Source organism: Streptomyces sp. DG1A-41 (assembly GCF_037055355.1).
Classification (GTDB): Bacteria; Actinomycetota; Actinomycetes; order Streptomycetales; family Streptomycetaceae; genus Streptomyces.
The window spans coordinates 7,490,489-7,503,829 of the sequence record NZ_CP146350.1 but is presented as its reverse complement, the minus strand read 5'-3'; the positions used below and the strand labels follow the sequence as shown (position 1 = coordinate 7,503,829).

At 70.6% G+C, this 13,341-nt stretch carries 10 protein-coding genes and 1 pseudogene; 2 read left to right on the top strand and 9 right to left on the bottom strand.

All coding sequences use genetic code 11. The annotated features are described in order from the left end of the window. Nucleotides 1-30 precede the first annotated feature (30 nt). Nucleotides 31-1,494 (top strand): HAD-IA family hydrolase, encoded by a 1,464-nt coding sequence (locus V8690_RS34925; protein WP_338784061.1) that lies wholly within the window; start codon nucleotides 31-33, stop codon nucleotides 1,492-1,494. A 16-nt stretch (nucleotides 1,495-1,510) separates the two neighbouring features. On the opposite strand, the gene V8690_RS34920 is transcribed toward V8690_RS34925, so the two are convergent. The 8 genes and pseudogenes from V8690_RS34920 to V8690_RS34885 form a co-directional block, all read right to left on the bottom strand. Continuing rightward, nucleotides 1,511-1,717, bottom strand: coding sequence for a hypothetical protein (locus V8690_RS34920; protein ID WP_338784060.1), 207 nt, complete (start codon nucleotides 1,715-1,717; stop codon nucleotides 1,511-1,513). An 88-nt stretch (nucleotides 1,718-1,805) separates the two neighbouring features. Then, nucleotides 1,806-2,015, bottom strand: a pseudogene (locus V8690_RS34915) (CrcB family protein); the annotation flags it as partial. 694 nt (nucleotides 2,016-2,709) lie between these two features. Next, on the bottom strand, nucleotides 2,710-4,554 hold the full coding sequence (locus tag V8690_RS34910) for an alkaline phosphatase family protein (RefSeq protein ID WP_338784059.1): 1,845 nt from the start codon (nucleotides 4,552-4,554) through the stop codon (nucleotides 2,710-2,712). 176 nt (nucleotides 4,555-4,730) lie between these two features. Continuing rightward, nucleotides 4,731-5,954: an iron uptake transporter deferrochelatase/peroxidase subunit gene (gene efeB, locus V8690_RS34905; protein ID WP_338785556.1), complete on the bottom strand. Its 1,224-nt coding sequence runs from the start codon at nucleotides 5,952-5,954 to the stop codon at nucleotides 4,731-4,733. A 23-nt stretch (nucleotides 5,955-5,977) separates the two neighbouring features. Beyond that, complete coding sequence (locus V8690_RS34900) at nucleotides 5,978-7,174, bottom strand: EfeM/EfeO family lipoprotein (RefSeq protein ID WP_338784058.1); 1,197 nt, start codon at nucleotides 7,172-7,174, stop codon at nucleotides 5,978-5,980. A gap of 128 nt (nucleotides 7,175-7,302) precedes the next feature. Continuing rightward, the gene (locus V8690_RS34895) at nucleotides 7,303-7,761 is read right to left on the bottom strand and encodes a hypothetical protein (RefSeq protein ID WP_338784057.1); all 459 of its coding nucleotides are present in this window, start codon (nucleotides 7,759-7,761) and stop codon (nucleotides 7,303-7,305) included. 15 nt (nucleotides 7,762-7,776) lie between these two features. After that, a complete protein-coding gene (locus V8690_RS34890) occupies nucleotides 7,777-9,435 on the bottom strand; it encodes a penicillin-binding transpeptidase domain-containing protein (RefSeq protein WP_338784056.1) in 1,659 nt (552 codons plus the stop codon). A 54-nt stretch (nucleotides 9,436-9,489) separates the two neighbouring features. After that, nucleotides 9,490-9,909, bottom strand: a complete 420-nt coding sequence (locus tag V8690_RS34885) for a hypothetical protein (protein WP_338785555.1) — start codon at nucleotides 9,907-9,909, stop codon at nucleotides 9,490-9,492. A gap of 237 nt (nucleotides 9,910-10,146) precedes the next feature. On the opposite strand from V8690_RS34885, the gene V8690_RS34880 reads away from it, so the two are divergent. Then, the gene (locus V8690_RS34880) at nucleotides 10,147-11,076 is read left to right on the top strand and encodes an EamA family transporter (protein WP_338784055.1); all 930 of its coding nucleotides are present in this window, start codon (nucleotides 10,147-10,149) and stop codon (nucleotides 11,074-11,076) included. A 3-nt stretch (nucleotides 11,077-11,079) separates the two neighbouring features. On the opposite strand, the gene V8690_RS34875 is transcribed toward V8690_RS34880, so the two are convergent. Beyond that, the gene (locus V8690_RS34875; protein WP_338784054.1) at nucleotides 11,080-12,885 is read right to left on the bottom strand and encodes a radical SAM protein; all 1,806 of its coding nucleotides are present in this window, start codon (nucleotides 12,883-12,885) and stop codon (nucleotides 11,080-11,082) included. Nucleotides 12,886-13,341 lie beyond the last annotated feature (456 nt).

Here is a 13,341-nt window from a genome sequence, read left to right as displayed (position 1 = left end):
CACAAGACCCCCCACGTGAAAGAGAGAACCGTGACTCGACTCCCGCTCCAGGCCGTCCTGTTCGACATGGACGGCACGCTCGTCGACACCGAGCGGCTGTGGTGGGAGGCGGTGGAACAGGTGGCCGGGCGGGCGCTGACAGAGGCGGACCAGCCGGCGGTGCTCGGCCGGCCGGTCGAGCACACCGCCGCATGGCTGGCCGCGGCCACGGGCCGGCCGGCCACCGAGCTCGCCGCCGCGCTGCACCGGGAGTTCACCGACCGAGTCCACACCGGCATCGTCCCCCGCCCCGGCGCCCTCGGCCTCCTCGACGCCCTCGCCCGTGACGGCATCCCGACCGCCCTGGTCACCGCCTCCCCCCGGGCCGTCGCCGACACGGTCCTCGCCGCCCTCGGCACCCACCGCTTCGCGGTCTCCGTCACCGCCGACGACACCGAGTACACCAAGCCCGCCCCCGACCCCTACCTCGCCGCCTGCCACGCCCTCGCCGCCGACCCCGCCCGCTGCGTGGCCGTCGAGGACACCCAGACCGGCGTCACCTCCGCCGAGGCCGCCGGCTGCGCGGTGCTCGCGGTGCCCTCCTTGGCGCCGATCGACACGGCGCCGGGGCGGACGGTGCTGGACAGCCTCGAAGGAGTCACTCCGGAGCGGCTGTGCGCCATGCTGCCTCACGCACTGCGCGTGCTCAGCTGGAACCTCTGGCACGGCGGGACGAAGGTGGACGACCACCGGGCCAAGCAGCTCAAGGTCATCCTGGACATCGAGGCCGATGTCGTGGGCCTGCAGGAAACAGGTGGCACCGCGGCCCGGGAACTCGCCGAGGCCCTCGGCTGGCACCATCACACGGCGGGCGAGAACCTCGGCGTCATCAGCCGCCACCCGATCACCGCCGGCCTCGGTGACCCCCACGTCGGCTTCTACGGCGCGGCGGGCGCCCGCATCCGCATCGACGCGGTCAACGAGGTGGACGTCTGGACCGCCCACCTCCACTACACGCCGTACGGGCCCTACGAGGCCGCCTTCGACGGACTCCGCGCGGCCGAACTGATCGCCCACGAGGAGGTCCGGCTCGCACAGATGCGGGACACCTTGCGCAGGATCGCGCAGTCCGCCGGCGCCGACCGGCCCGTGATTCTCACCGGGGACTTCAACACTCCCTCGCACCTGGACTGGCCGGACGTCGAATGGCCGGTGACGAAAGCCGCCGAGAAGGCCGGCCTGCGCGACTCCTACCGCGAGGCCCACCCCGGCCCGGCCACCGACCCCGGCCACACCTGGTCCCCCATCCACCCCGATCATGAGGACGGCAGCGGCCGCCCCGAACCCCAGGACCGCATCGACTACGTCCTCCACAACGGCCGTGGCCTGAAGGTCTGCGACTCCCGCACCGTCGTCAGCGGCACCCCGCGCGCCTGGCCCGACGTCGCCGGCAACGACTGGCCGTCGGACCACGCCGCGATACTCACCACGTTCGCCCTGTACCGCGCGGAGTGACCAGCGGCGTGCGTCGTCATGCCTCGGGTGGAGCCGTCTTCGGACCGCGCGAGCGGCGAAGGTCGCGCACGAGCGCCACGACGGCAGCCAGAAGGATCACAGCTCCGAGCCCCACCCAGAGAGCCGATGCCCCGGCCCGGTACTCCCGAACAACGCCGACCAGCAGCATCACGCTGGTGAGCACGCCGGCAACGGAGATCGCTGTGCTGATGCGGTTGGCCACCGGTACATCATGAACGCTGCCGGCACTTGCCGGGAGCCATCCGCCGCAGACGGACGTGCGCCTCACGCTCCACGCGCTGTGGGGATACTCAGCCCCACAGCGCGTGCGCGAGGGCAGCCCCGACGAAGGCCACCCCCAGCCCCGCCACCACACTGGCGATCACATCGGCGGCGGCGTAGAACCTCGCCCCGTCCTCGGCCAGCCGAAGCGTCTCGTAGGAAAACGTCGAGTACGTCGTCAGCGCCCCGCACAGCCCGGTGCCGAGCAGCAGCTGCAGGTGGGAGGACGTCGCTCCCGCGACTGGCACCACGGGCGACCGGCCCCTTCCGGCTCGGCCGTCTGATCGGCACCGCCGCGCTCGCCCTCCTCCTGCCTGTCCTGTGCTTCCTCGCCGTGGCGCGCTCCTACCGGCTGCCGCCCCAGCACAAGGCACGCGCCTCGGCGCTCCGCCCTTGAGCTGAGCCCCGCAGCCGCACAGGTGCACCACCAGCCCGTGGGACCAAAAACCCGGGTCAAGGATCCTTGGGCTGGTGCAGGCCGAAGGCCGAGCCCTGGTCGTCGCGGCACAGACGAAAAGCGGCCGAAGGCGGCCACGGACCGCGGGGACTCCTCCCCTTCGGGAATCTCGTCGACGCTGCCGCCCAGCTCGCGGACCCGCTCCAGGGCGGCATCCACGTCGTCCACCCGGAAGAAGAGATACGGCGAGGCTCCGGCGTCCCCGCCGTGCAGTCCGCCGGGAGCACCGTGCGTGCCGATCGCGAAGCCGTTGCCCGCCGGGCCCGGCTCGGACGGCCAGCCGAAGAGGGCCCGTAGAAGGCACGTGCCTGTTCGGCATCGTGCACGCCGAGCTCGAAGAAGGCCGGTTCGCCTGCCATGACACGCCTTCTGCCGTCTCACGGTCGCCGCCCGTAGAGCCACCGTACCCACGGGACTGACGGCTCGGCGCGGCGCGGGCCCGAAGGACCGCGCCGCGCCGAGTCTTGCCGATGGCGTCAGACCGATGCCCGCTGCCTGCGGCGCCGGCTCAGGTACGTCCCCGTAGCGCCCGCCGCCAGCAGACCGCCCGCGGCGATGCCCACCGGAAAGGCCGGGAAGGACGAGGCGTCGGTCGCGGCGGTGTTCTGCATGGCCGAGCCCGGGGTGATGCTCGTGGCGACCGGGCTCACGCGCCGGATCGGTCCGACGGACTTGACCGAGCCGTCCGTGTTCAGCAGCACCCGCTTGTTGTTGGGGTGCCAGAAGTCGAACATGCCCGCCAGGGAGCCCGCGGTGGCGTCGAAGGACGCGTCGCCGATACGGCCGGTGTGCCAGTTGTCCTCGATGAAGCGGGTGATCGACGCCTGGTCGGTCGGGGTGTGATCGACCTTGTTGACCTTGCTGTACGGGGAGATCACCAGCAGCGGCTGGCGGGTGCCCGGTCCGCAGCGGTCCTGGTAGCCGCCGGACGCGGCCGGACCGGCCTGGCATGCCTGGCTGTCGGTGGCCTTGCCGTTGGAACCGAGGGCGGTGTCCGTCGAGCCGTTGCGCGGCGGGGCGTAGACGTGGTCGTACCAGCCGTCGGAGTCGTCGTAGGCGACGACGATCGCCGTGGACTTCCACTGCGGCGAGCTCTGGATCGCGTTGATCTGCTGGACCAGGAAGTGCTGTTCGTCGATCGGGTCGGAGTAGCCGGCGTGCCCGTCCTGGTACTCGGCGGCCTTGACGAAGCTGACGGACGGCAGCTTGCCCGCCTTCAGCGCGGCGTCGAAGTCGGTCAGGTCGTAGTCGTGGTTCGCCTGGCCGTTGTGGCCGATCTCGTTCACGCTCCTCGGCGGCAGGTGGTGCGGGTTGGCCGTCGACTTGTAGTATGCGAACGGGTTGTGGTGCGGGCTGTAGTCGACCACGGAGGCGCCGCCCACGTTGGTGTGCGTGGTGTCGCACTTGGCGTACGAGCCGCTGTCGCCGTTCCACGCGGTGGAGGGACGGAAGCCGCCCTGGAACCAGCCCCAGCTCACCTTCTTGGCGTTGAGCAGGTCACCGATGTTCTTGCCCTGCATCGCCGCGAGCGCGTTGGTGCTGGTGTGGTCCTTGCCGGCGCAGTCGTCGTAGGCGGGGTCGGGGTCGTTGATGACCGTGCCGACGCCCTTGGCGTCCGGGGACTTGACCGTGTAGGCGTCCGGGGTGGAGGTCTGCTTGGGGTTCTCGGTGCCGGTGGACGGGTCGACGGAGATGACGCCGTGCGTCTGGCCGGAGATCAGGTTGAGGGCGCCGGGGGTGGAGGGGCCGTAGACCGAGCTGAAGGAGCGGTCGTTGAGGGCGTAGTGCTGGGCGTAGTTCCACAGACCGGTGACGGTGTTGCCGTCGTAGTAGTCCATCACCAGGCCCGGCTCGCCGAACAGGCCGCCGCTGCACTTGTCGACCTCGGTGTTCTGCACGAACTGGTCGGCCTTGCCGCCGTTGTAGGCGTACTGCTCCGGTCCGTAGGAGTGGTTCTGGTCGCAGGTCACGGCCTGGGACGGGGTGAGCCGCTTGGGCGCGTACTGGTTGGGGTTCTTCGTCAGCAGCCCGGCGTGCGCGAGGGTGTCGATGTTCCTCGGGGTCTTCTTCGACGCCGCGAACTTCGTGCCGTCGGTGCCGGCGGCCTTCGGATAGGTCGCGAAGTAGTGGTCGAAGGAGACGTTCTCGTCGTAGAGGACGACGACGTGCTTGATGGGCGTGGCCGTCGAGGAGTGGCCCTGGTGGTGGCCGGCGGGCACGGCGGCCCAGGTGGGTGCCGCTCCGCCGAGGACCGTGAGCGCGGCGGCGCCCGCCAGCGCCCCCAGACTCCGGATCGTTGTTCTGCTTGCCTTGCTGGCCATGCTCGTTCACCCTCCGGGCGAGATCGTTATTGAGCCATACGGCCACGGATCCTCCGCCCGTCGGACGGCATGCCGACGGAGGGATGGTGGCGGCTGAGTGAACACCGGGTCAGGGAAACAGGACCTGATTTTGACCGCTTGTTGACCGGTCGGCCAGGGAAGTTGTCCAGACAGGTTCAGGTGAGGAGAGTGCGCCCGTACCAGTCCGCGGAATCCCGCACACCGGGCAGGGCGAAGAAGTAGCCGCCGCCGAACGGCTTGATGTAGTCGGTGAGCGGCTCGCCCGCAAGGCGTTTCTGGACCGTCTCGAACTGCCGCGCCAGATCCTGCTGGTAACAGCAGAACAGCAGGCCCATGTCGAGGTTGCCGTTGCTGTCCGTGCCCCGGTCGTAGTTGTAGGCCCGGCGCAGGATGCGCTGGCCGGTGGTGGCGGTGGTGCGCGGGTTGGCGAGCCGGATGTGGGCGTCCAGGGGGATGACGTCGCCCTTGGGGTCGCCGGCGTAGTCGGGCGTGTCGTGCTCGGCGTTGCCGTCCAGCGGTGCGCCGGACTCGCGGGCGCGGCCGAACATCCGCTCCTGCTCGCTCAGCGACACCCGGTCCCAGAACTCCACCAGCATGCGTATGAGCCGCACCACTTGGTAGCTGCCGCCGGCCGCCCAGTCCGGTTCGTCCGTGCCCGTGCCCACCCACACCAGGCGGTTCATCTCGCGGGCGTCGGTGGGGTCCGGGTTGGCGGTGCCGTCCTTGAAGCCCATCAGGTTGCGCGGGGTGCCGGACGGGCGGGGCGGGCTGCTGAAGCCGTCCAGGCGCCAGCGGGCCTGCATGCCGCCGCGGGTGTGCCGGGCGATGTCGCGCAGGGCGTGCAGCACGGTGTCGGGGTCGTCGGCGTGGAGTTGGAGGCTGAGGTCGCCGTGGCACCAGTCCGGCTGAAGGTCGTCGTCGGGGAAGGAGGGCATCGCGGTCAGGCGGCGGGGCCTGAGCCCGGCGAGGCCGAAGCGGTCGTCGAAGAGCGCGGCGCCGACGGCCACGGTCGCCGCCAGTGCGCGGCCGGGCAGGCGGTCGCCGAGGATGCCGGAATCGGCGGGCGGGCCGGTGATGCCGACCGGCTCCGGTGTTCCGCCCGTGGTCAGGAAGCGGGCGCGGTCGGTGAGCGTGCGCAGCAGGTCGGTCAGCTCGGCGCGGTTCTCGGCGGTGACGTCGAAGGAGGTGAAGGCGCTGACCCGGCGCGGTGCCGCGAGCACCGACTGCTGGTGCGGGCCGTGGAACGGGGCGACGGCGGGGGTTGCCGCGGCGGTGGCCGTGCTAGGAGCGGCCGCACCCCCTGCGGCGAGTCCCGCGCCCGCGAGGGCCGCGCCGCGCAGGAAACCGCGCCGGGCCACCCCGCCGTCCTGCCCGGCCATCCCGGCCTCCTGCTCTGCCGTACTCACACCGTCCTCCGCGGATCGCACAGGGTCGCGACCGACGCCAGCCGTTCCACCAGGTCGTCGAGGACCGCGTCGACGCTCTCCCGCTGCGAACGGCTCAAGCGCGCCAGAGGCGTCCACTCGTCCCCGTGGCGAAAGCCGTCGAGAGTCTCCTGCGCGGCGGCCAACTCCTTCTCCAGTCGGGTCAGTCCGCCGTACCGGGTGGCGAGCAGGGGCCGCAGGCGGGACAGCACCTGCCGGGTGCCGTCGAGGTTGGCGCGGGCCGTGGCGAGGTTGCTGCCGCTGCCGTAGTCGGTGCGCCCGGTGAGCTCGAACTGCACGGTGTTCTCCAGGATCTCGTGCGCCCGCAGCCCGAGTTGAGCCGGGTCCATGCGGGCCTGCGCCCAGGTGTCGCGCAGCGCGGTGACAGCCTTCACCAGGCCGGCCGCCGGGACACGCAGGTCGGCGGCCGACTGACCGTGCCACAGCCCGTACTCGATGCGGTGGAAGCCGGTGAGGTCCTTGTCGTGGACGCCGCCTGGAAGGCCCGCGTCCGTGCCGTTGATCTCCCCGTCGGCGTCGCCGAACGCGTCGTACGCGGCACCGAGCCGCTCGTACTCCAGATGCGCCGGCAGCCAGGCGGCGCGGGCCCCGGCCAGGTCGCCGCGGTCGATCGCCTCCCGCAGCATCGACGTCAGCCGCAGGACCTGGTCGAGTCCGCCGCCGACCCACTTCTGGTAGGCGAGCGCGGGCGGGATCAGGTCGTGCTCGGTGACCGGGGCCACCGCAGGGCCACTGCGGCCGCTGGTGATGCGGACGGTGGGTCCGGTGACCGCGTCGGCGTCGTCGGGCACGCACTTGAAGGCGTACGCCCCCTTGCCGAGGCGCACGGTCAGCGGGCGCGTCGTGCCGGGGCCGATGTCCTCCAGTTCGCCGTACACGACCTGGCTCTTCGGGTCCTCCAGGTAGACCTCGGCGGGCCCGTCGGAGGTGTTGTGCACCTCGAAGACCTGTACACCGGACACCGGATGGTCCCAGCCGCGGCCACAGCGGCCCGGTGACACCTCCACGGTCGTGTGCGGCAACCCGTCCGAGGCGGCGCGGGCCTGGCGACCACCGTGCGAGAGGGCCAGCACCCCGGCCGCCAAGCACACGAGGGTGAGCCCGACGACACCCCACAGACGCGGCGACCTCCACCTGAGGCCGGACAACACCATCCCGGCCTCCCGGGTCGTACCGTACGTGACCGCCTCATGCTAGGCAGCGGGCTCCGCCCGAACAGCCGTCCAAAGGAACCCATGACCAAGAGTTCCCTCCCGGTTCACCGGACGGCGTCCCGCGCTGGTCAGCTCTGGCCGGCCGAACCACTCCTGCTCTTCACAGAGGCCAGGACGTGCTCCGCGAGCTTCTTCGCGCTCGCGGCACCGTTGTCGCTGCCCTCGGTGGACAGCACGCTGAGGACGGCCGTTCCCACGCGGGCGGCGATCAGCGTGGTGCCGCTCTCCCAGGCGCTGTCGGTGAGCGTGATGGTGTATGCCTCGTCTGCGAGCCCGGTCGTGGAGGTGCCGGTGACCTTCACTGTGCTGTGGGTGTCGGAGTCCGTGTAGCTCGGGCACGCGGCCACAACCTTCGCCACGTCCTTCATCACGTCCGCGGCCGTCGTGCCTCGGTAGACGTCGATCTCCTGGTCGAGCTCGGCGGACGTGTTCTTGTTGATGTGGGAGTCCTGCGCGAACGACACACCCTCCACGCCGGTGAGGGAGACCTGATCATCCGGCGGGCGGAGGAGCGCGCAGTGCCTCACTCACATTGTCGTGGGCTACTTCCCGGTCAGCAGGTGGCGGACGACGTATCCGGCGGAGTCCACGCCGGAGCTGCCGCCTTCGACCAGGGACGAGACGGCGATGCGGGAGTCGTAGGCGGTCAGCCAGCCGTTGGTGTGGTCGCCTTCCTCCGCGGTGCCCGTCTTGGCGCCGACGCCCGCCAGTCCGCCCAGCCGGGGTGCGGCGGTGCCGCTGGTGGCCACGCCGCGCATCATCGACTGCAGGTAGCCGGCCGTGCGGGCGGAGATGGGGTGGGGTGCGGTCTGCTGGTGCTGTCCGGTCAGGATGATCGGCTGTTCGAAGCCGACGCCTCGCACGGTGGCCGCCACCGAGGCCATGAACAGCGGTGTGGCCGTGACCTTGCCCTGGCCGATGAACTGGGCCGCCTGGTCGCCGCCCTGCACGTCCGGCGGGATGCTCGGGTTGGTGGTGGCGACGCCGCCGCCGATGGACCAACTGCCCATGCCGAAGACGTTCACCGCCTCGTCGTGCAGGGCGGAGGCATCGCCGTCGTGCACGAGGTAGTGGAAGCCGTCCTTGATGAAGGAGGTGTTGCAGGAGACGGCGAACGCCTGGGCGACCGTGGAGCCGGGGTTGGCCCTCACCCCAGGATCGTTGTGGAACGTCTGGCTGTTGGCCATGAGCGAGTCCGTACAGGGCGCGGGGCTGTCCGGGGTGAGACCCGCCTGGTCGAACAGGGCCGCCGAGGTAATGATCTTCATGGTGGAGCCCGGCGACTTGATGCCGTTGATGGCGATGTCGCCGTCCGCACCCGTGTGCGCGATCGCGAGGATGTGGCCGGTTCTCCAGTCGAGCGCTACCGTCCCGGCGGGCTTGCCCTGTAGATGAGCGTCCTTCACCGCGGTCTCGGCCACCGCCTGAAGACGGGCGTCGATCGTGGTCCTGACGACGGCAGCCCGCCCCTTGGAGAAGACCTTCAGCGTCCTGACGCCCGCGCCGGTGCCATCGACCACGGCCACACCCGTACCGGGGGTCCCGCCGGTGGGCTTGGCGTTCTTGCGGATCGTCGCCGTGATGTCCCGCAGGGACGCGAAGTTCGACAAGTTCGTCTTTCCGTCGCCGGCGACCACCTTCACCGTGGTCGCGTCGGCCGGCAGCTTGCCCGCGGTCAGCGACTGGTCGTCGCCCAGGCCTGGGTAGAGCACCGAGTTGTTCCAGTGCACCGCCAGCACGCCGTCGGTGCTCTTGCGTACCGCCACCGCGCTCGGGTAGCGCCAGGCGCCATCCGCGACCTGGGCGGTGACGTCGAAGGTGACCTTGGTGGCGCCGGGCGTGACCGTCGAGGGCCCCTCCGAGCGGAGGTGTGCGAACGACAGCTTGTTCAGGTGCAGGCCATCCGCGTATCCCCGCAGTGCCTGTGCGGCCGCGTCCGGCAGGTCGGTGTCGCCCGCCGCGCCGCCGAGCTGCTGCTTGGACCAGTTGTCCAGGAACGCGCGGGTCAGTTTGACGGCTTCGGCGTCCGTCGGCGGCGTACTCGACACGGCCGACGGGTCGAACGTGCGCGCCGCCTTGGCCTGGGCGTCACCCCTGGGACCGGAGGTCATGGCATGCACGAGGTTGTAGGCGCCGATTCCGCCCAGGACGACCAGCGCCGTGCACGTACCAGCAAGGCCGATCTTCGCAGCTCTGTTCACATGCCGGATCGTATGCGCGTTCCATATACGCATATGCAGGTCTTGGGTAGATCATTACCGGACTGGCCAGAGGAGGCGGGAGAGCACAGCCACGCCGAAAACCGTCCGGACACTGCCGACCAAAGTGACCGGCCCTGGTTGTGGCGTGGTACCTGTCCGCTGCCGACCACGTCGACGCTGTGGTCCACCACCGCGTCCCGTTCCGTGGTGTCCACGCTCGCCACGGACTCCCCTGTGGTGGGGTCGAGATACCGTCCTGACCAGGTTGAAGACCTCTCGGGCGGCATACCGCTTGAGGCATCGGATGATCTCACCTCGGGTCTTGCCCTCCTGGGTGCGGCGTTCGCAGTACGCCTGGGTGCGGGAATCGAAGCGCAGCCGAGTGAACACCATGCGGTGCAGGGCCGCGTTCGCCTGCCGGTCGCCCCCGTGGTCGAGCCGACGCGAGCTCCGACGGCCCGAGGAGTACTCGATGGGGACTGACTACACACAAAGCGGCGAAGGACGCCTCGGTGTTCAGCCGCTCGGGGTTGTCTCCCATGGTGATCAGCAGAGTGACGGCGCTGTCCGGGCCGATGCCCACCGGTATGAGCAGTTGCGGGGCGTGGCGCTCGACGAGCCGAGTCAGACGCCGGTCGCCCCGCCCGCAGACGCCAACTCCCCTGTCCGGAAAGCGCGGGCGGGTGTGACGCACATCCTTACGATGCCCCGGTGACCGACCAGGGAGTGACGGGAGAGCTCGTGGAGGATCAGGCGCGCCGGCTCAGGGCCACCGGCCTGGGCGCCGCGGCCGTGCTGCTGTGGGCGTCGCTGGCGCTGTTCACCACGTCGACCGGACGGATACCGCCCTTCCAGCTGACCGCGATGGCGTTCGCGGTGGGCGGCCTCCTCGGACTGCCCCGGGTGCTGCGCGGCCACGGCACCGCCCTGCGCGGACTGCCCGCCGAGGCCTGGGCGCTGGGCATCGGCGGCCTGTTCGGCTACCACTTCTTCTACTTCCTCGCCCTGCGCAACGCCCCCGCCGTGGACGCCGGACTCATCGCCTACCTTTGGCCGCTGCTGATCGTGGTGTTCTCCGCGCTGTTGCCCGACGAGCGGCTGCGCTGGTGGCACACGGCGGGGGCGCTGCTCGGGCTCGCCGGGACCTTCCTGCTCGTCACCGGCGGGCAGGGAGTGCATTTCAGAACCGAGTACCTGCTGGGGTACGGCGCCGCGGGCGTCTGCGCGCTGGTGTGGTCGGCGTACTCCGTGGCCAACCGCCGTTATCCGCAGGTGCCGACGGACCTGGTCGCCCTGTTCTGCCTGGCCACGGCCCTGCTCGCAGCCGTGTGCCATGTGCTGTTCGAGACGACCGTGCGGCCCGAGGGCTGGCAGTGGGCCGCGGTGCTCGCCCTCGGGCTCGGGCCGGTCGGCGGCGCCTTCTACGTGTGGGACCACGGCACCAAGCACGGGGACATCCGGCTGCTGGGCACCTTGTCGTACTTCGCCCCACTGCTGTCCACGGGGCTGCTGGTGGCGACGGGACGGGCCGACGCGAGCTGGCCCGTCGCCGTCGCCTGTGTGCTGATCACCGGAGGTGCCATGCTGGCCTCGGCGGAGATGCTGCGCACGGCCCGCCGCCGCAGCCGGGAAACCGGCTGAGTCTCATGCGTCCACCGGCCAGGTGCCCCGGCGGACCATTTCGGTCACCTTGTCGGGGCCGTTGGCCCGCACCAGCAGCTCCAGCCGCATCCGCTCGATGTCCTCGGCGCTCCACTTGTCCGTGGCCATGGTCGCCTTCTCGTGGGACCAGCCGTTGTCGTAGTGGCGTACGACGTAGTCCTTCTGGAAGTTCCACATCTTCGTGCCCGGCAGGGGCGTGACGATGAACGGGTTGGCGTAGGCCATGCCGTGGCCCATGAGCGTGACCGCGTAGTCGATGGTCTTCTCGATCTGCTCCAGCGACTCGATGTACGGCTCGCCGCCCCGTTGTTCGGGCGGGTTGACGAAGCCGAGCATAAAACCGCCAGTGACCTGGATGCCGTACTCGGTGAACATCTCCACGATCTCGCCGGTAGCCTGCTGAAAGGCGTTGAGGCGGGGCTTGCCGGACTCGACGAGGCTGTCCTCGTTGGCGCTCTCCACGGCCAGGTAGACGCTGTAGCAGCCGCCGTCGGCCATCGCCTTGATCAGGTCCCGGCAGGTGAGTCCGGAGCGCATCGCCGCGAGGACGTTGCGGAAGTTGGGGTTGCGCCGCTCGGCGTCGTCCATGTCGGCGGCGAACCTCTCGCCCAGGTGCAGCAGCACCAGGTTGAACAGGCTCAGGCCGCCCTCCTCGACCCACGGCAGGTCGTGCTTGCGCAGCAGCTCGAAGACGCGCATCGCGTACAGCGGGTCGTGCAGGAGGTGGTCGTCCTCGATGAGGACCTCGGTGACGCCGTGCTTGCGGATCTCGGCGAGGTGCAGGTCGAACCAGTCGGTGCCCAGCGCCCGCCAGGGGCCGTTCACCATGGGGATGTAGCAGAAGTCGCAGCCGACGTTGCAGCCGATGGTGGAGAAGATCTGCGCCCAGGAGCCGTGGTCGCGCACCCGCTTGCCCGAGGAGTGGTACGGCTGCTCGTACTGGCGCATGTCGAGCATGCCGAAGTCGGGCAGCGGCATCATGCCGAGCCGCTCGTCCAGGCCCTGCCGCTTGGGCAGGATCCGCATGTACGGCGACCGGGCGGTGGTGCGCACCACGGCGCCGTCGGCCCGCCGGTAGGCGATCCCGGGGACGGCGTCGATGTCGCCGTCCGGCTCGGTGAGCGCCTGGAGCAGGGCGGTGAAGGTCTGGTCGGCCTCGTTGATGACGACGTGGTCGAACGGCGAGTCCGGTACGGCGTACTGCCAGTCGCCGCTTGGATGGGCGCCGCCGGTGACGGTCACGATCGCCGGGTCGATGTCCTTGACCAGGTCGGCGAGGGCGCGGGCGTTGCCCCACTGCACGGTGTAGATGCACTGCACGCCGACGATGTCCGGGTCGAAGTCCTCGATCAGGGCGCGCAGTTGAGCGTCGTCGAGGCCGTAGCGGACGAGGCTGCTGCCGCCGCCGAGGTCGACGACCCGGCGCTCCTGCTCCCAGCCGGCGAAGGGCGAGTCGACGATGCGGACGTCGAACCCGGCGAGGCGGGCGCCTGCGGCGATGCGTAAGAGGCCGATCGGGGTCCCGGCGCGCTTCATCACCTCGAAGGTGTCCAGGCCGAGGGTGCGGAAGCTGCTGCGCTCGGGCGAGGGTTCGACGACGCGGGTGTAGGAGGGGACGAGGAGGAGAACGCGGGGCATCTCCCCGCGGGCGCGGCGCCAGGTGCCGGAGGCGGAGCGGCGCAGCGAGGGCCTGCCCAGGTGGCGCAGGGGCGGGCGCTCGGGGGCGCTGGAGAACTTCACGGACGGGTTCTCGATGAGCACGGACGACGACGAAACGTTTCGCGACACGGGCGCTCCCAGAGTCCGAATACGAACGGGCGTGCGTCGTATCATGACCTACGCGACATTTCCGCGCGCAGACTTCCGGGGTGAATGGCGGGAACGACGCCCCCCGAGGCCGAGTCCGCAGCTCCCGCACGTCACCGCCCGGTCCCCTCCGCCGACGAGATCGACCATGCCCTGCTCGCCGCCTGCCGAGGCAGACGAAGCCGACGGCCGTGCGGAGCCGCCCGTACCGCCGCTCGCCCGGAGCGGCGCCACCCAGCACCGCCCACTGCGCGTCCGGCAAATCCCCGGCAATCTCCATCCCCTTGGCGAAGGTGTGAGCCCGGACGATGCGCTCTGCTTCTTGGCGCTCTGGCCGAGCAGTTGCTGGATGACTGCGTCACCGACGCCTTCCGCAGCAGGGCGCTGCGGCCCGGCCTCGCGCACACCCACGATGTTGAAGGCACCGTGCGCGACCGC

Coding starts and splice junctions, on each gene's coding strand:
- V8690_RS34910 (WP_338784059.1), bottom strand. CDS start 4,554: ATGGCCAGCAAGGCAAGCAGAACAACGATCCGGAGTCTGGGGGCGCTG.
- efeB (WP_338785556.1), bottom strand. CDS start 5,954: ATGGCCGGGCAGGACGGCGGGGTGGCCCGGCGCGGTTTCCTGCGCGGC.
- V8690_RS34900 (WP_338784058.1), bottom strand. CDS start 7,174: ATGGTGTTGTCCGGCCTCAGGTGGAGGTCGCCGCGTCTGTGGGGTGTC.